This window comes from Cytobacillus purgationiresistens, assembly GCF_030813235.1.
GTDB lineage: Bacteria > Bacillota > Bacilli > Bacillales > Cytobacillaceae > Cytobacillus > Cytobacillus purgationiresistens.
This window is the reverse complement of sequence record NZ_JAUSUB010000007.1, coordinates 125,301-142,815: the sequence shown is the minus strand read 5'-3', so window position 1 is coordinate 142,815 and position 17,515 is coordinate 125,301. Positions and strand designations below refer to the sequence as shown.

At 38.4% G+C, this 17,515-nt stretch carries 14 protein-coding genes; all 14 read left to right on the top strand.

Annotated features, from left to right (window positions below; translation table 11 throughout):
• Positions 1-351 precede the first annotated feature (351 nt).
• The 14 genes from lepB to codY all read left to right on the top strand — a co-directional run bounded on the left by lepB (position 352) and on the right by codY (position 17,301).
• Complete coding sequence (gene lepB / locus J2S17_RS10350; RefSeq protein ID WP_307474506.1) at positions 352-903, top strand: signal peptidase I; 552 nt, start codon at positions 352-354, stop codon at positions 901-903.
• A 604-nt stretch (positions 904-1,507) separates the two neighbouring features.
• Positions 1,508-2,386: a ribosome biogenesis GTPase YlqF gene (gene ylqF, locus J2S17_RS10345; protein WP_307474504.1), complete on the top strand. Its 879-nt coding sequence runs from the start codon at positions 1,508-1,510 to the stop codon at positions 2,384-2,386.
• 70 nt (positions 2,387-2,456) lie between these two features.
• Complete coding sequence (gene rnhB, locus J2S17_RS10340; protein WP_307474502.1) at positions 2,457-3,224, top strand: ribonuclease HII; 768 nt, start codon at positions 2,457-2,459, stop codon at positions 3,222-3,224.
• Positions 3,225-3,253: 29 nt separating this feature from the next.
• Positions 3,254-5,104 carry a TP0910 N-terminal domain-containing protein gene (locus J2S17_RS10335; protein ID WP_307474500.1) on the top strand — a complete coding sequence of 617 codons (1,851 nt, stop codon included), beginning with the start codon at positions 3,254-3,256 and terminating at the stop codon, positions 5,102-5,104.
• Positions 5,101-5,382 (top strand): EscU/YscU/HrcU family type III secretion system export apparatus switch protein, encoded by a 282-nt coding sequence (locus tag J2S17_RS10330; RefSeq protein ID WP_307474498.1) that lies wholly within the window; start codon positions 5,101-5,103, stop codon positions 5,380-5,382. The genes J2S17_RS10335 and J2S17_RS10330 overlap by 4 nt, the downstream gene beginning before the upstream one ends.
• Before the next feature lie 245 nt (positions 5,383-5,627).
• Entirely contained in the window at positions 5,628-6,788 is a 1,161-nt protein-coding gene (sucC, locus tag J2S17_RS10325) for an ADP-forming succinate--CoA ligase subunit beta (protein ID WP_307474496.1), read from the top strand.
• A gap of 174 nt (positions 6,789-6,962) precedes the next feature.
• Positions 6,963-7,865: a succinate--CoA ligase subunit alpha gene (gene sucD / locus J2S17_RS10320; protein WP_307474494.1), complete on the top strand. Its 903-nt coding sequence runs from the start codon at positions 6,963-6,965 to the stop codon at positions 7,863-7,865.
• Between the two features lie 334 nt (positions 7,866-8,199).
• Positions 8,200-9,072 carry a DNA-processing protein DprA gene (gene dprA / locus J2S17_RS10315; RefSeq protein WP_307474493.1) on the top strand — a complete coding sequence of 291 codons (873 nt, stop codon included), beginning with the start codon at positions 8,200-8,202 and terminating at the stop codon, positions 9,070-9,072.
• A 383-nt stretch (positions 9,073-9,455) separates the two neighbouring features.
• Positions 9,456-11,531: a type I DNA topoisomerase gene (gene topA, locus J2S17_RS10310; RefSeq protein WP_307474491.1), complete on the top strand. Its 2,076-nt coding sequence runs from the start codon at positions 9,456-9,458 to the stop codon at positions 11,529-11,531.
• 452 nt (positions 11,532-11,983) lie between these two features.
• On the top strand, positions 11,984-13,291 hold the full coding sequence (gene trmFO / locus J2S17_RS10305) for an FADH(2)-oxidizing methylenetetrahydrofolate--tRNA-(uracil(54)-C(5))-methyltransferase TrmFO (protein ID WP_307474489.1): 1,308 nt from the start codon (positions 11,984-11,986) through the stop codon (positions 13,289-13,291).
• Between the two features lie 64 nt (positions 13,292-13,355).
• Positions 13,356-14,258 (top strand): tyrosine recombinase XerC, encoded by a 903-nt coding sequence (gene xerC / locus J2S17_RS10300; RefSeq protein ID WP_307474488.1) that lies wholly within the window; start codon positions 13,356-13,358, stop codon positions 14,256-14,258.
• A gap of 170 nt (positions 14,259-14,428) precedes the next feature.
• Positions 14,429-14,971, top strand: coding sequence for an ATP-dependent protease subunit HslV (gene hslV / locus J2S17_RS10295; RefSeq protein ID WP_307474486.1), 543 nt, complete (start codon positions 14,429-14,431; stop codon positions 14,969-14,971).
• Between the two features lie 16 nt (positions 14,972-14,987).
• The gene (hslU, locus tag J2S17_RS10290; RefSeq protein WP_307474484.1) at positions 14,988-16,394 is read left to right on the top strand and encodes an ATP-dependent protease ATPase subunit HslU; all 1,407 of its coding nucleotides are present in this window, start codon (positions 14,988-14,990) and stop codon (positions 16,392-16,394) included.
• 127 nt (positions 16,395-16,521) lie between these two features.
• Positions 16,522-17,301, top strand: a complete 780-nt coding sequence (codY, locus tag J2S17_RS10285) for a GTP-sensing pleiotropic transcriptional regulator CodY (RefSeq protein ID WP_307474482.1) — start codon at positions 16,522-16,524, stop codon at positions 17,299-17,301.
• Positions 17,302-17,515 lie beyond the last annotated feature (214 nt).

The following is a 17,515-nucleotide window of genomic DNA, read 5'->3' as shown; positions in this document are numbered from 1 at the left end:
ATGAGAGTTTTAAAGCAAGCTAGTAATAGCGGACTTTAAATCTCTTTTTCCTAGCGATAAAGCTAATGATGAATTGCCGGAGGAGCTTGTATATACAAGCTCCTTTTCTATGACATATGAACTTTTCTTTTGCATTTCCAATTATTTGCTTGTAATATTACATAATAATTAAATAATATATAAAATAACCATCCCATCGTGTTTATTAGGCAAAATTTATGTAAAATAAGTAGTAGAGTCATTTCTTATTAAAGTATAGTGGAAGATAAGAGATGGATACTCATATCACATATAAAAGGATGCAGTAAAAATAGCTTGTTTCACTTTTTACAGAAGAATGGTGGGGAAACGATGGCAAAAAAGAAAAATGAATTATGGGAATGGACAAAAGCGCTAGTCATCGCAGTTCTATTAGCTGCAGTAATCAGGTACTTTCTATTTGCGCCGATTGTTGTTGATGGACTATCAATGATGCCAACACTGCAAGATCAGGATCGAATGATTGTTAATAAATTCAGCTATACAATCGGAGAGCCGGATCGATTTGATATTATCGTTTTCCATGCACCGGAAAATAAGGATTATATTAAAAGGATTATTGGTTTACCCGGGGATAGAATCGAATATAAAGATGATATTTTATATGTAAACGGTGAAGCGTTTGAAGAGCCCTACCTTGATGAATATAAACAACAAGTAGTAGATGGTCCTTTAACAGAGCCGTTTACGCTAGAAGAGAAGATTGGGCAGGAAACAGTTCCGGAAGGGCATCTTTTTGTTATGGGCGATAATCGCCGCTTTAGCAAGGATAGCCGCCATATAGGTCCTGTGCCAATGGAAGAAGTATTAGGAAGCGCTGGTGTTATTTACTGGCCGCTTGAAGATATACGCTTTGTTAAATAAGGTAGAATAAAAAGAAATCACAGGTTGTGGTGATTTCTTTTTATTTGTCCAGGACCTATGCCTCCGCTCAAGCTTAAGCTTGAGGCCCACAGGAATGTGGGTTATATGGGCGTTGCCATAGGACGTGGCCCTTTTAGCTTGTGTTCCAGGTGAGCGAGGCGGTTGCACATTTCGATTTGTCTAGTTTCACCGCCTAGCCCCTCGAGGTCTTAAGCCACATAGGAATTGAAGGTAAAGTTCAACCTTCATTTCCTATGCGTCTTAAGCTTGTCGGGGCTGAACGAGGCGGTTGCACATTTCGATTTGTCTAGTTTCACTGCCTAGCCCCTCGAGGTCTTAAGCCACATAGGAATTGAAGGTAAAGTTCAACCTTCATTTCCTATGCGTCTTAAGCTTGTCGGGGCTGAGCGAGGCGGTTGCACATTTCGATTTGTCTAGTTTCACCGCCTAGCCCCTCGAGGTCTTAAGCCACATAGGAATTGAAGGTAAAGTTCAACCTTCATTTCCTATGCGTCTTAAGCTTGTCGGGGCTGAGCGAGGCGGTTGCACATTTCGATTTAGAATGAAAAATAGAATAAAATAAAATAAAAGCGAGGTGGGGACCTTGACGATACAATGGTTTCCTGGCCATATGGCCAAAGCGCGCAGGCAAGTGACAGAAAAGCTAAAACTGGTAGACATTATTTTTGAGCTGATCGACGCAAGAATTCCCTATTCATCAAGAAATCCAATGATAGAGGAAATCATTCAACAAAAGCCAAGGATTGTCCTTTTAAATAAAGCAGATATGGCTGATCCGGAAATGACCAAAAAGTGGATCGCTTATTTTGGTAAACAAGGAATTAGAGCAATCGCTATTAATTCTCAAGCCGGACAAGGAATGAAAGATATAGTAGCAACAGCTAAGGATCTGCTTTCAGAGAAGTTTGACAGAATGAAGGCAAAAGGAGTTAAACCTAGGGCGATTAGAGCGATGATTGTTGGTATTCCAAACGCGGGTAAGTCCACATTGATTAATCGTTTAGCAAAAAAGAATATTGCAAAGACTGGGAATACGCCCGGGGTAACGAAAGCGCAAGCTTGGATTAAAGTCGGCAAGGAACTCGAGCTTCTGGACACCCCGGGGATTCTATGGCCAAAATTTGAAGATCAAGAAGTCGGTATGAAGTTAGCCTTAACTGGTGCGATTAAAGATACGATTCTCAATTTACAGGATGTTGCCGTGTATGCACTTCGGTTTTTAATAGCCAATTATCCAAATAAGTTAAAAGAGCGTTTTAGTTTAACGGAAATACCTGAAGATATTGTTCAGCTCTTTGATGAAATTGGCAAACGAAGAGGATGTTTAATGGGCGGTGGTGAGGTAGACTATGATAAGGTAACTGAGCTTGTCATAAGAGAATTTCGTTCAGAAAAATTCGGCCGCATCTCTTTAGAGAATCCTGCTGACCTAATCACTGCAGAAGAAGATATAGTTAAATAAAGGTCTTTCACATGAAGACCTTTATTTTTTTTGAACTAAGTCGATATTATTCTAAATAGGAGAAACTGAAATGGCAAAACAATCAATTAAAGAAATCGAAAAAAAGTTGCAGCAGTTGAATGAGAAAGATGAATTTATTAATGAGCTCATGAAGGATGATAGAAAAGGAGTTCAAGCCGCATTAAAAAAATGGCATCGCAAACAAGATCAATATAATCAATTAATTCAAAAATACGAGAATATGATGATGTTTGAAAAAAAGTATAGAGCAGAAGGCTTTAAATACATAGCCGGTGTGGATGAAGTAGGAAGAGGTCCGCTGGCAGGCCCTGTCGTGGCAGCTGCTGTGATTCTTCCAGCAAATTTTTATTTGCCTGGAATAGATGATTCCAAGAAGCTAACAGAGAGAAAGCGAAATGATTTTTATGAGTATATCCTTCAAGAAGCTGTCGCTTTTGGTGTAGGAATCATTGAAGCGGACGAAATCGACCGAATAAACATTTTAGAAGCTTCAAAGAAAGCGATGCTGTCTGCCGTTGCCGGTTTAGATGCTATTCCGGATTTTTTATTGATCGATGCAGTAAAGCTAAATACACCTTACCCATATGAAGCATTGATCAAAGGGGATGCACGAAGCATTTCCATTGCAGCCGCTTCTATTGTTGCAAAAGTGACAAGAGACAGGCTGATGTTAAAGCTCAGTGAGCACTATCCTCAATATCGTTTTTCAAAAAATATGGGCTATGGAACGAAAGACCATTTAGATGCATTAGAGGCATTCGGAATCACATCGATTCACCGCAAGAGCTTTGCACCTGTTAAAGCATATAGTGATTAATTGTGACCAGAGGTGAAGGGATTGGGATTATGAAAATATTAACAGATCAGCTAATAAAAGTAGAAAAACCGGAACAAACGCCAGTAGCTTTACGTTCAGGGCAAATTTTAAGTGGTACAATCAAACGTTACTTTCCTAACGAAACAGCTGAAGTCCAAATAGGCAAACAATCTTTTATTGCACGTATCAGTATACCGCTGTCTGTCGGTGAGAGCTATTGGCTCCAGGTCCAAAAGGAAGATGGGCTTGTGCAATTAAAAGTTTTAGAAACAATTGTTCATGGGAAACAGGCAATAGCTTCAGCAGAAAGTTTACTGCATCAACTCAACATCCCTGTTACAAAGGAAAATATTTCACTGGTCCAATTTTTTCTAAAAGAGCAATTGCCTTTATCGAAGGAAGTGTTAGAAAGATCCTTGGAATGGGTCAAATCCTCGCCGTCCATTGAAACAAGCCAAAAGGCTATGCAAATGATGATTGAGCGGAATTGGCCTTTTAAAGCTGAAGTATTTCAAGCTGTTTTATCTATTATCTCCGAAGGACCAATCACTCCCCAATTAAACAAGCTTCAGTTAGAACTAAAAAACTATCAGGGGCTGCAATCAGCCAGAGAACTATCTTATAGACTCCAGCAGCTGACTGAAGCTGATTCTCTTCAATTAATCAATAAACTTGTCCAAGCATGGGTAAAGAATAGCTCTCCCCAATCCCTCGCTGCCTTCAGTATGTTGAAGAACATAGGGATACATTCTGGAACTGGAAATGAAGGGGAAGCATTAGCAAAAACGCTGGAGAAATTATTTAACGGAGAACGGACTTCATTGCCAATATCTAAAGTCCTCTCAGAAGTCTTAACCAATAACCAGACAGGCAACAAGCCGGCATTTATTCTAAGTTTAGCTAAATTGGATACTGTCCTGCGCCAAATGGGGTTATCACATCAACACTTGGATGTTCAACACCTAATAAATGAGGTAAGGACAAAAGAAAACCAATTCCCAGTTTCTGAACAGCGGATTATTGCGATCTTGAAGGATGCACTCTCACCATATATAACTAAACAGGGAAACGATTCAAATTTAATTAGTTCCATGATAATAAATAGCGAACGTAGTCCGGCATTTGTGATGGAACAAGTGAAGAATTTAATGGATCATCCTGCTTTAATTCATCCAAAAATGCAATCAAACCAAGAGCGATTGTTGCTTTCCTCACTAAGGGGGGAAATGTCTCTGGAGCTACAGTCAATAGAGACACCGCAAATAAAAGATTTATTAAAAATGGCTATTAAAACACTTGGACTGTCACATGAACAACATCTTATTCAGTATCTTCAGAGTGACGACAACCAAGATGCTTTTAAGCAAGACATGCTCAAACCTCTGTTGTTGCGTCTATTAGCTGAAGAATTGCCGATTGGGATAAAAGATACTGCGAAAGAGCTATTGAATAAATTGACGGGCTTCCAGCTGCTCTCGCAAGAGGTGGGTCCTATCCAGCAATATGCCTATCAAATTCCGTTGCCATTCTTAAAAAAGTCAACTGATTTGTCGATTCAGTGGAGTGGGAAAAAGACTTCAAACGGAGAAATTGACCCTGATCATTGCCGAATTTTATTTTACTTGAATTTGCAGTCTTTAGACGAAACAATAGTAGACTTGCTCATCCAAAAGCGTGTGATGAATATCACAGTTATTAATAAGCATGATTGGATTGATAGAGCTGCTAGACCCTTTATAGATCAATTAAAGCACAACTTAGAGGCGCAGGACTATATGGTATCATCCATCCGTTTTATTAAAGAACAAAAAGTGATAAAACCTGCTCGTTCAACCTTGAACATAACAAAACCATTCAATGGGGTGGACATAAGAGTATGAAGAAACTAGATAATAAGAGAAGAGAAGCTGTTGCGCTTACATATGAACCATTCAAACCTTCTCCGCGGGTGGCAGCTAAAGGAAAAGGGCTGGTTGCAGATCAAATTGTCGAAAAAGCGAAGGAGCATGGCATTCCGATCCAAGAGGATGCTTCCTTAGTTGAGCTTTTAGGTAATCTTGATCTAAATGAAAATATACCCGAGGAATTATATCAAGCAGTCGCTGAAGTATTTGCCTTTATTTACAAGATTGACCAAGCAGAAATAGGGAAAAAATAGGATTTAATCTCTTTGAAATTAGAAAATGTGGAATTTGGTGGGAAATGAACAGCTTCCTTTGTAATAAAATTAAAATTATTTTGTCACTAGTCAAAATCCCATGAGATAAGGGTATTCTATCATTTTTTCTATTAAATCTATTTAGATTAATCCAATATTTCTTTTATTACAGTAGACAACTAATGTGTCATTTAATAAAATGGAAACGCAGTCTATTTTTGAAGACTAAGATAGGAGGATGGGAAATGAATATACATGAGTATCAAGGAAAAGAAGTCCTCAGACAATACGGGGTATTAGTTCCAAATGGTAAAGTTGCTTTCACAGTAGAAGAAGCTGTAGAAGCTGCAAAGGAATTAGGCACAGACGTATGTGTTGTTAAGGCGCAAATCCATGCAGGTGGCCGCGGTAAAGCAGGCGGGGTAAAGGTTGCCAAAAACTTGGATGAAGTACGTACATATGCAGAAGAAATCTTAGGTAAAACACTTGTTACCCACCAAACAGGTCCAGAAGGCAAAGAAGTTAAGCGCCTTTTGATTGAAGAAGGCTGTGACATCCAAAAAGAATACTATGTAGGTTTAGTATTGGATCGTGCAACTTCTCGTGTAACGCTAATGGCGTCAGAAGAAGGTGGAACTGAAATTGAAGAAGTAGCAGAAAAAACTCCGGAAAAAATCTTCAAAGAAGAAATTGATCCGGTTGTTGGTCTAACGGCATTCCAAGCTCGTCGTGTTGCTTTCAATATCAATATTCCTACAAAATTGGTCAATCAAGCAGTTAAATTTATGATGGGCCTATATAATGCATATATAGAAAAGGATTGCTCTATCGCTGAAATCAACCCTCTTGTTGTAACAGGAGACGGGAAAGTTATGGCTTTAGATGCAAAGTTAAACTTTGATGGAAGTGCTCTTTATCGTCAAAAGGAAATCGTCGATATGCGCGACCTTGAAGAAGAAGATACTAAAGAAATTGAAGCATCTAAATATGACCTTAGCTACATCGCGTTAGATGGAAATATCGGCTGTATGGTTAATGGTGCCGGACTTGCCATGGCAACGATGGATATTGTTAAACATTATGGCGGAGACCCCGCTAACTTCCTGGATGTTGGGGGCGGTGCTACAGCTGAGAAAGTTACAGAAGCATTCAAAATCATCCTTTCTGATGAACATGTAAAAGGAATCTTTGTAAATATTTTTGGCGGAATCATGAAATGTGACGTCATTGCAACTGGTGTTGTAGAAGCTGCGAAGCAAGTAGGCTTAAAAGTTCCTTTAGTCGTTCGTTTAGAAGGAACAAACGTTGAACTTGGCAAGCAAATTCTTGCTGAATCAGATGTGGAAATCGTAGCTGCAAGCTCTATGGCAGATGGTGCAGAAAAAATCGTTTCTTTAGTAGGCTAAAAATAATATAGGATAACTTCCTATTTGCAGAGAAACTTTGCAGAACGATGTTTGCATGTACAAATGTTTATGCAGACGTAATGAAAGTAAGAACCTCAACCTTAAGGTCATACCTGATTTGTATGATTTATCAGGGATTGTTGGCATATTTGGAATTCAGGAAGGAGAATGAACGTGAGCGTATTTATCAATAAAGATACAAAGGTTATTGTACAAGGGATCACTGGTTCAACAGCCCTTTTCCATACAAAGCAGATGCTTGAATACGGTACAAAAATTGTCGGCGGAGTAACACCTGGTAAAGGTGGAATGGAAGTGGAAGGTGTACCTGTTTTCAATACTGTTCAAGAAGCAGTAGAAGCTACAGGAGCAACTGCATCAGTTATTTATGTTCCAGCAGCATTTGCAGCAGATTCTATCCTTGAAGCGGTGGATGCAGAGCTTGATCTTGCAATTTGTATTACTGAACATATTCCAGTATTGGATATGGTTAAAGTGAAACGCTATATGGAAGGCAAAAAGACTCGTCTAGTAGGTCCAAACTGCCCAGGTGTTATCACTGCTGATGAATGTAAAATTGGTATTATGCCAGGTTATATTCATACAAAAGGCCATGTAGGTGTGGTTTCCCGTTCAGGAACTTTAACATATGAAGCGGTTCATCAATTAACTCAAGCTGGAATTGGTCAAACAACAGCTGTTGGTATTGGTGGAGACCCTGTTAATGGAACAAACTTCATTGATGTGTTACAAGCATTCAATGAAGATCCAGAAACATATGCTGTAATCATGATCGGTGAAATTGGCGGTACAGCTGAAGAAGAAGCTGCAGAATGGGTGAAAGCAAATATGACTAAACCTGTTGTTGGCTTCATCGGCGGTCGTACAGCACCTCCAGGGAAGCGTATGGGCCATGCTGGTGCCATTATTTCTGGCGGTAAAGGCACAGCTGACGAGAAAATTCGTGTAATGAATGAGTGTGGAATTGAAGTGGCTGACACTCCATCTGTAATGGGAGAAACTTTAATTAAAGTGCTTAAAGAAGAAGGACTTTATGACAAGTGTAAAACACACTAAGACTACATTCTCAATAAATAGTCCCCTAACAAGGGGATTATTTATTGATTTGAATTTATCGAAAATTCCAAATATCATCATTCGATGAGAAAATGAGTTTTCTTGTTGTTTTCGACAAAATCGCTTTAGAAATTGAATTAATTTTCCCGCAAGAAACCCGCTAAAATTCGTAAAAATTGACACCATATTTAAGCTGCTTTCCTCGAAAAAACGAAGGCGCTGGAACCCCGTATTTACAATGAAAAACACTCCATTTCTTATACCATTCCACTCTAAAACAAATCAAATTCGCTCATCCCCATTGTTGATTATCATTCCGAAAAGGAGGTTGAATATGGACGATTTAACCATGCGTCTTGCCCTGCTTCACCATTGCCGAGGTATTGGCTGGAAGACAAACTATCATATATTAAAAAAAGACCCCTCATTGCAATCACTCTACACCCCTTCCAAAGACCTTTTAATTCAGGAGCTTCCCTTAAAGCAACAATCCATTAAGATGATTTTGGAGGATTTACAGTCAAAAAATATACAGAATGAGATTCGACAATATGAGTTGAATGAGATCAAAATGATAAGTATTTTTGATGATACCTATCCTCAACTGTTGAAAGAAACTTATGAACCGCCATGGATGCTGTATGCAAAGGGAAATCTTTCATTGCTAAACAAAAAGAAATTATCAGTAGTTGGTTCAAGACAAGCAACTGAATACGGCCACCATGTAATTGAACGCCTTTTTCCAAAGTTGATTGACAATGGAATCGTCATTGTCAGTGGTTTAGCCAAAGGAATAGATACGTTGGCTCATAGAGAAGCTATGTATTCAGGAGGCAACACAATCGCTATTATAGGCGGAGGATTCTATCATATTTATCCACAATCTAATAATCAGCTAGCTGTTGAGATGATGAAAAACCATTTGATATTGTCTGAGTACCCGCCCAATACGAGGCCTGCCAGATGGCATTTTCCAATGAGGAACCGTATTATTAGCGGTATAAGTCGGGGGACATTAATTATACAAGCCAAAAGCAAGAGTGGTTCGTTAATAACAGCAAATTCAGCTTTGCAGGAAGGACGAGAGGTATTTGCAGTTCCAGGAAATATATTCAGCCCACATGCCGAAGGAACGAATGATCTCATTAAACAAGGAGCAAAACTTGTACAAACTGCTGAAGATATTCTAGAGGAATTGGTATATTAGGGACAAATATCATAAATTTTACAGGAATTTTAACAAAAAGGTTGAAATTCAGTAAAAACTGTTATACATTTTGCATCAGAAGTGTGAAAACAATAAACTGGCCAAGTGGGAAGCGATGGTTCATTAATGACCTTTCCTAAAGCTCATATTTGACAAACTTCAATTAATTGATTAATAATAGTGGATATTTCATGAGAATAAATATTTCTAAAAATCACAAGTGAAATTAATCTAAAAAAATTGGCTTAAACAAGGGGAGCGAGTATGCTTCGCTCCCTTTTAGATAGAATGAAACATAATGACGAATGTGGAAAAGTGAGAACAGAATCTAACCTAGTAAAGATTTTGTTACTAATTAATTCCCTCTTAAGGAGGACTAATGGATGTCAGAATTTCTAGTAATTGTTGAATCCCCCGCAAAAGCGAAGACGATAGAGCGCTACTTGGGGAAGAAATATAAAGTAAAAGCATCCATGGGGCATGTTAGGGACCTACCTAAAAGCCAAATGGGCGTAGATGTCGAGAATAACTATGAACCAAAGTATATAACGATACGCGGGAAAGGCCCTGTTTTAAAAGAATTGAAAACGGCCGCCAAAAAAGCAAAGAAAATCTATCTCGCAGCTGACCCCGACAGAGAAGGGGAAGCAATCGCCTGGCACTTAGCGCATAGTTTGGATATAGACTTAACTTCAGAATGCAGAGTCGTGTTTAATGAGATTACGAAGGATGCAATAAAAGAATCTTTTAAGCACCCCCGAGCGATTAATATGGATCTTGTAGATGCTCAACAGGCAAGAAGGTTACTCGATCGCCTCGTTGGATACAATATCAGCCCGTTGCTTTGGAAAAAAGTTAAAAAGGGCTTAAGTGCTGGCCGGGTTCAATCCGTTGCAGTCAGGTTAATAATTGAACGCGAAAAAGAAATAGAAGCATTTATTCCAGAAGAATATTGGAGCATTGATGGAGAGTTCTTAAAAGGGAAATCAAGCTTTGAGGCGAGTTTTTTCGGCCTTGAAAAAGAAAAAATCAGCTTGAAGTCTGAAAAGGATGTTAAAAATATTTTAAAGCAATTGAAAGATGATAAGTTCCTTGTGAACTCAGTGACGAAAAAAGAAAGACGCCGCAACCCAGCAGTACCTTTTACGACTTCATCTCTTCAACAGGAAGCCGCAAGAAAATTAAACTTCCGCGCGAAGAAGACCATGATGCTTGCTCAGCAATTATATGAAGGAATCGATCTTGGTAAAGAAGGAACAGTTGGTTTAATTACTTATATGAGAACTGATTCCACTAGAATTTCTGATGTCGCATTAAATGAGGCTGCACAGTATATTGAAAGCAGTTATGGAAAAGAGTACTTATCTGGAGAAAAGAAAAAAGAGAAAAAGAACACAAATAGCCAAGATGCTCATGAAGCGGTTCGACCTACAAGTATTATGCGTGAGCCTACATCATTAAAAGAGTATCTATCAAGAGATCAATTAAGGCTATATAGATTAATTTGGGAGCGTTTTACGTCTAGCCAGATGGCTCCGGCGGTCATGGATACGATGAGTGTTGACTTGAAAAATGGCCCTGTCATTTTTAGAGCCAATGGATCTAAAGTTAAATTTCCTGGGTTTATGAAGGTATATGTTGAAGGGTCTGATGACCAGACTGAAGAAAAGAATAATATGCTTCCTAACCTAAAAGAAGGCGATGAAGTGTTGAAAAAGGATATTGAGCCGAAACAACATTTCACTCAGCCGCCGCCAAGGTATACTGAGGCTCGACTTGTGAAAACGCTGGAAGAGCGGGGGATTGGGAGACCTTCAACATTTGCTCCAACGCTTGATACCATTCAAAAGCGTGGCTATGTATCCCTTGATAATAAACGCTTTATTCCTACTGAACTTGGTGGAATCGTCTTGGAACTCATTTTGGAATTCTTCCCTGAAATTCTTGATGTGGAATTTACAGCTAAGATGGAAAAAGACTTAGACCATATTGAAGATGGCAAAGAGAACTGGGTAAAAATCATTGACGACTTTTACGTTGGTTTTGAGAAAAATCTCGAAAAAGCTGAAAAGGAAATGCAAGAGGTTGAGATCAAGGATGAGCCAGCAGGTGAAGATTGTGAACAATGCGGCAGCCCGATGGTCTTTAAGATGGGACGTTATGGAAAATTCATGGCTTGCAGTAATTTCCCTGAATGTCGTAATACAAAAGCGATTGTAAAAGATATTGGAGTCAAATGTCCAACTTGTAAAGAAGGCAATATTATAGAGAGAAAAAGTAAGAAACGTCGAATTTTTTATGGCTGTGACCGTTTTCCAGAATGCGAATTTATCTCTTGGGATAAACCATTGGCGCGGAACTGTCCGAAATGTGATAAAATTCTTGTTGAGAAAAAACTCAAAAAAGGCGTTCAAGTCCAGTGTGTGGAATGTGACTATAAAGAAGAAAAGCAAAGTTAAGAGTGAGCGCAAGGCTCACTCTTTTCTAATGCCATTCTAATGGTATGATGACTAGCTGATGCTGTTTAGCTAGCGCCTTAAATTATTTGAATAGAGGTAATTATCGATAAAATGAAAAGAAAAGTCGATAAGTCAATTTTTTTGCCGATATATTCATTGGTGCGGCTGATTAGTCTGTTACCTTAGGCATTAAAATACGAACTCGTTTTTACTCCGGGTCTAAAGCTACATATGAATTGAAGGAAAGGTCAACCCTCATTTCGCATAGATCTTATGCATATAGCACCTGAGCAAGCCACCTCCGCTTTTTTTGCTAATACATAAAGCTTTCTTATTTTTTTGTTGTATTGTACAATGCAGGATGGGTAAGGTTCATTTAATAAGTAATATGTTTAGTTAACATATACAAATAGTAGTTTTTTCTGATAATTTTTCCATTTGGGGGTTTAGTTATGAGTGAAATGACAGTTAATGTTGTTGGTGCAGGTTTGGCGGGCAGTGAGGCTGCTTGGCAAATTGCGAAACGCGGGATAAAGGTAAGACTTTATGAAATGAGACCAGTCAGACAAACGCCTGCACATCATACAGATAAATTCGCGGAGCTTGTTTGCAGTAATTCACTTCGGGCGAATACACTTACAAATGCAGTAGGTGTTTTAAAAGAAGAGATGAGAAAATTGGATTCAGTTATTATTCAATCTGCAGATGAGAGCTCAGTACCTGCTGGCGGTGCATTAGCTGTGGATCGTCATGAGTTTGCTGGGAAAGTTACAGATATGGTTAAAAATCACCCGAATGTAACCGTTATAAATGAAGAGGTTAGCGAGATTCCCGAAGGACCTACTGTAATTGCGACTGGTCCGTTAACGAGTGAAGCGTTATCAGTTAAATTAAAGGAGCTATCAGGAGAAGATTACTTATACTTTTACGACGCCGCAGCACCAATAATTGAAAAAGATTCGATTAATATGGAGAAAGTTTATTTAAAATCACGCTACGATAAAGGCGAGGCAGCTTATTTAAATTGTCCGCTGACAGAAGAGGAATTTAATCGTTTCCATGAAGCTTTAATAGAAGCTGAAACTGTCCCTTTGAAAGAGTTTGAAAAGGAAGTCTTTTTTGAGGGCTGCATGCCAATTGAAGTCATGGCTTCCCGCGGCAGAAAAACAATGCTATTTGGACCAATGAAACCAGTGGGGCTTGAAGACCCAAGAACAGGCAAAAGACCTTACGCGGTCGTACAGCTTCGTCAAGATGATGCTGCGGGTACCCTTTTCAATATTGTTGGATTTCAGACACATTTAAAATGGGGACCGCAAAAGGAAGTTCTACGCATGATACCTGGACTTGAAAATGCGGAAATTGTTCGCTATGGAGTGATGCATCGCAATACATTTATCAACTCTCCCAAAGTATTGCGTGCAACCTATCAGTTTAAAAATCGTGACGATCTATTCTTCGCTGGGCAAATGACAGGAGTGGAAGGATATGTTGAGTCTGCAGCTAGTGGACTTATAGCGGGGATAAATGCGGCTCGTCTAGTTAATGGACAAGAGCTGCTTGAATTTCCACATGAAACGGCAATTGGCAGTATGGCTCGTTATATCTCATCAGCTAATCCGAAGAATTTTCAGCCTATGAACGCAAATTTTGGTCTATTTCCTGATTTGCCGTTAAAGATTAAGGGTAAAAAGGAACGAAGTGAAAAGCACGCGGAACGAGCGTTGAAAACAATTCAGAACTTTGTGAAAAATTTGTAAATTTTATTGCGTGGGCTACTTTAATATGATAATATTTAGTAGCCCTTGTGAGGTGAGTATAAATTTGGACGAAAATGTGAACATTTCTTTAAATTTATTTATTGAATATTTACAAATAGAGAAAAATTATTCACAATATACAATTGAGCATTATCAGCAAGATATAAAAGGGTTTTTTATGTTCATGTCTGAACAAGGTATAAAAAGCTTGGATAAAGTCGAATATTTTGATATCAGGATTTTTTTAACCAAGCTTTATGACCAAGGATATGCAAGAAGGACTGCAGCAAGGAAAATTTCATGTTTACGTAGTTTTTACAAGCTGCTTGTCAGAGAAGATGTTGTTAAAGAGAATCCTTTCTCTTTAGTTTCCATGCCAAAGGGAGAAAAGAAGCTTCCAAACTTTTTTTATGAAGAGGAACTTTCTCAGCTTTTTGAAGCGTGTGAAACTGTTAGTCCTCTTGGGCAGCGGAACAAAGCGTTATTAGAGCTATTGTATGCAACAGGTATGCGTGTGGGGGAATGTTCACAGATAAAAATGAAGGATCTGGATATGGATGTTTCAATTGTTCTAGTACATGGGAAAGGGAATAAAGAGCGTTATATTCCTTTTGGAAGCTTTGCACATGATGCATTGAAATTGTACATACAGAACGGTAGGCAGGAATTGATTAAGGACGAAAAAAGTCACTACCATTTATTTGTTAATCATCGAGGAGGCCCTTTAACAGCAAGAGGAATTAGAGGGATACTAAATAAATTAATAGACCAATCTTCGTTATCTGGAAGTATACATCCACATATGATCAGGCATTCGTTTGCTACACATCTAATGGCGAACGGGGCTGATATGAGAACTGTTCAAGAACTGCTCGGTCACGCTTTTTTATCTTCCACACAAGTTTATACACATGTGACCAATGAATATTTAAGAAAGACGTATATGAATCATCATCCTAGAGCATGAGCGCATAGAACGTTTTACTCTTAAGGGAAATGAAGCTTGATGACTATTGAATGTTGTTGTGATTCATACACATTGAATAAACCAATTTGCTACAATGAAGTAATGAGAAAATGTTCATGTTTCATATATAGTCAGTAAATGTAAAATGACTCCAAAAGGAGGAAATGAAAATGTCTCAATTTCATGCGACTACTATTTTTGCAGTACAGCATAATGGCCAATCTGCCATGGCAGGTGATGGGCAGGTAACTTTCGGAAACTCAGTAGTAATGAAACATACCGCAAGGAAGGTTAGAAAGCTATTTAACGGAAAAGTTATAGCTGGATTTGCAGGATCAGTTGCAGATGCATTTACCTTATTTGAAATGTTTGAAGGTAAGCTGGAAGAGTTTAACGGAAATATACAGCGTTCAGCTGTAGAACTTGCTAAGCAATGGCGAAGTGATAAGGTCCTTCGTAAGCTGGAAGCAATGCTAATTGTCATGAATGACGATAATTTATTATTAATATCTGGCACCGGAGAAGTAATTGAACCAGATGATGGCATTTTAGCGATTGGCTCAGGAGGAAACTATGCATTAGCAGCGGGACGTTCATTGAAAAGATTCGCAGGTGAACATTTAACTGCCAATGACATTGCAAAAGCATCACTCGAAATGGCCGCAGAAATTTGTGTATATACAAACCACAATATTATTGTGGAAGAACTGTAAAAAGGAGTGCTGAATAATGGTCAATAGTACAAATTTAACTCCCCGTCAAATAGTTGAGCGCCTTGACCAATTCATAATCGGTCAAAAGGATGCAAAAAAAGCAGTAGCTGTTGCCTTAAGGAATCGATATCGTCGCAGCCTGCTTGATGAAAAACTTCGTGACGAAATCAATCCTAAGAATATACTTATGATTGGACCTACTGGGGTGGGTAAAACTGAAATTGCAAGAAGGATTGCCAAGCTTGTTGCTGCGCCATTCGTGAAAGTAGAGGCAACTAAATTTACAGAGGTTGGGTATGTTGGCCGCGATGTTGAGTCAATGGTAAGAGATTTAGTTGAGACATCTGTTCGTCTTGTCAAAGAAGATAAGCTGGCTAGTGTAAAGGATTTGGCTGAAAAGAATGCCAACCGAAGAATGGTTGAATTGCTCGTTCCCAGCAATAAAAAATCTGCAAATTATAAAAACCCTCTTGAAATGCTTTTTGGCGGCGGAAATGAACAATCTGAGCAGGAAAATAGCACAAATGAGGATATGAATATACAAGAAAAGCGAAAAGTGATACAATCAAAGCTTGAGCTTGGAGAACTTGAGAATGAAGTAATTACTGTCGAGGTAGAGGAACAACAGCCATCGATGTTTGATATGCTCCAAGGTTCGGGTATGGAACAAATGGGAATGAACATGCAAGATGCTCTGGGAGGGCTCATGCCTAAAAAGAGAAAGAAAAGAAAACTGACAGTCCGTGAAGCGAGAAAAGTGCTGACAAGTGAAGAGGCAGGTAAACTTATTGACATGGATGAAGTAAGCCAGGAGGCTGTTTTCCGAGCTGAACAATCTGGAATCATCTTCATCGATGAGATTGATAAAATTGCCAGTAAAAATACTGGAGGCTCTTCTGCCGATGTTTCCCGCGAAGGTGTGCAGCGGGATATCCTACCGGTTGTTGAAGGTTCAACAGTTGTCACTAAGCATGGTACAGTTAAAACGGATCATGTATTGTTTATTGCAGCCGGCGCGTTTCATATTGCTAAACCGTCGGATCTAATACCTGAATTACAAGGACGTTTTCCAATTAGGGTGGAACTGACAAAACTAACAGTTGATGATTTTGTAAAAATATTAATTGAACCGGATAATGCATTAATTAAACAATATCAAGCATTATTGGAAACAGAGGGTATACAAATAGAATTTTCTGACGATGCTATTCGTAGGATTGCAGAATTTGCTTTTGAAGTAAACCAAAACACAGATAATATTGGCGCAAGGCGTCTCCATACGATAATGGAAAAAATGTTAGAAGATTTATCTTTTGAAGCACCTGAAGTAACACTGGAGAAAATTACAATCACTCCTCAATATGTTGAAGAAAAATTAGGAGCCATCTCAAAGAATAAAGATTTGAGTCAGTTTATTCTTTAAGGATAGTTAGTGATTATCGATGAGGAAGACGGTTTTTCTCCTGTCGCAGTAATGATCTGCTCAAGAAAAGTATTCATAGTAGAAATAGGAAAAAGTATATTGTTTAAGCAAATAGGAGGAAGAAATAATGGATTTATTAACAAAAACAAGAAAAATTAACGCAATGCTTCAAAAAGCAGCTGGGAAGCCAGTTAACTTTAAAGAAATGGCTGAAACTTTAAGCGGTGTAATTGAAGCGAACATCTATGTAGTTAGCCGCAGAGGTAAACTTCTTGGATATGCAGCAAATCAGCAAATTGAAAATGAAAGAATGAAAAAAATGCTTGAGGATCGTCAATTCCCTGAAGAATATACGAAAAACCTCTTCAATATTCAAGAAACGTCTTCAAACTTAGATGTAAACAGTGAATACTCTGCTTTCCCCGTGGAAAATAAAGAACTATTCGTTGAAGGGTTAACTACAATTGTACCAATCATCGGCGGAGGCGAACGTTTAGGAACATTGATTCTAGCTCGTGTTCAGGACCAATTCCATGATGATGATCTAATCCTTGCTGAATATGGCGCTACGGTTGTTGGAATGGAAATCCTTCGTGAGAAAGCGGAAGAGATTGAAGAAGAAGCAAGAAGCAAAGCGGTTGTTCAAATGGCGATTAGCTCGCTATCTTATAGTGAACTTGAAGCAATCGAACATATCTTTGAAGAATTAGACGGCAAAGAAGGTTTACTTGTTGCTTCTAAGATCGCAGACCGTGTAGGAATCACTCGTTCAGTAATTGTTAATGCACTTAGAAAGCTTGAGAGTGCTGGAGTTATTGAATCTAGATCTCTCGGGATGAAAGGTACTTATATAAAAGTCCTTAATGATAAGTTTTTAAATGAATTAGAAAAGTTGAAATCAAACTAATCTTGTTTCTTAAATAGTTTGGATTTAAGGAAACTGATACGATTTGGGCCGTTTTAAAAACGGCTTAATTGTATCAGTTTTTTTTTGTGGAGTATTTTAGATATCGCTTATTATTACAAAAGGGTTACATATTATTGGTTGATAATTAATTTAGATTTAAATAGTAAATTATACTCATTTTATTTTAGAGGAATAATGCATAGTCCTAAAGAAC

Excerpts from the sequence above, each read along its gene's own strand:
- trmFO (WP_307474489.1), top strand. The coding sequence starts at position 11,984 with ATGAGTGAAATGACAGTTAATGTTGTTGGTGCAGGTTTGGCGGGCAGT.
- topA (WP_307474491.1), top strand. The coding sequence starts at position 9,456 with ATGTCAGAATTTCTAGTAATTGTTGAATCCCCCGCAAAAGCGAAGACG.
- J2S17_RS10335 (WP_307474500.1), top strand. The coding sequence starts at position 3,254 with ATGAAAATATTAACAGATCAGCTAATAAAAGTAGAAAAACCGGAACAA.
- hslU (WP_307474484.1), top strand. The coding sequence starts at position 14,988 with ATGGTCAATAGTACAAATTTAACTCCCCGTCAAATAGTTGAGCGCCTT.
- dprA (WP_307474493.1), top strand. The coding sequence starts at position 8,200 with ATGGACGATTTAACCATGCGTCTTGCCCTGCTTCACCATTGCCGAGGT.
- sucC (WP_307474496.1), top strand. The coding sequence starts at position 5,628 with ATGAATATACATGAGTATCAAGGAAAAGAAGTCCTCAGACAATACGGG.
- J2S17_RS10330 (WP_307474498.1), top strand. The coding sequence starts at position 5,101 with ATGAAGAAACTAGATAATAAGAGAAGAGAAGCTGTTGCGCTTACATAT.
- hslV (WP_307474486.1), top strand. The coding sequence starts at position 14,429 with ATGTCTCAATTTCATGCGACTACTATTTTTGCAGTACAGCATAATGGC.
- rnhB (WP_307474502.1), top strand. The coding sequence starts at position 2,457 with ATGGCAAAACAATCAATTAAAGAAATCGAAAAAAAGTTGCAGCAGTTG.
- codY (WP_307474482.1), top strand. The coding sequence starts at position 16,522 with ATGGATTTATTAACAAAAACAAGAAAAATTAACGCAATGCTTCAAAAA.
- lepB (WP_307474506.1), top strand. The coding sequence starts at position 352 with ATGGCAAAAAAGAAAAATGAATTATGGGAATGGACAAAAGCGCTAGTC.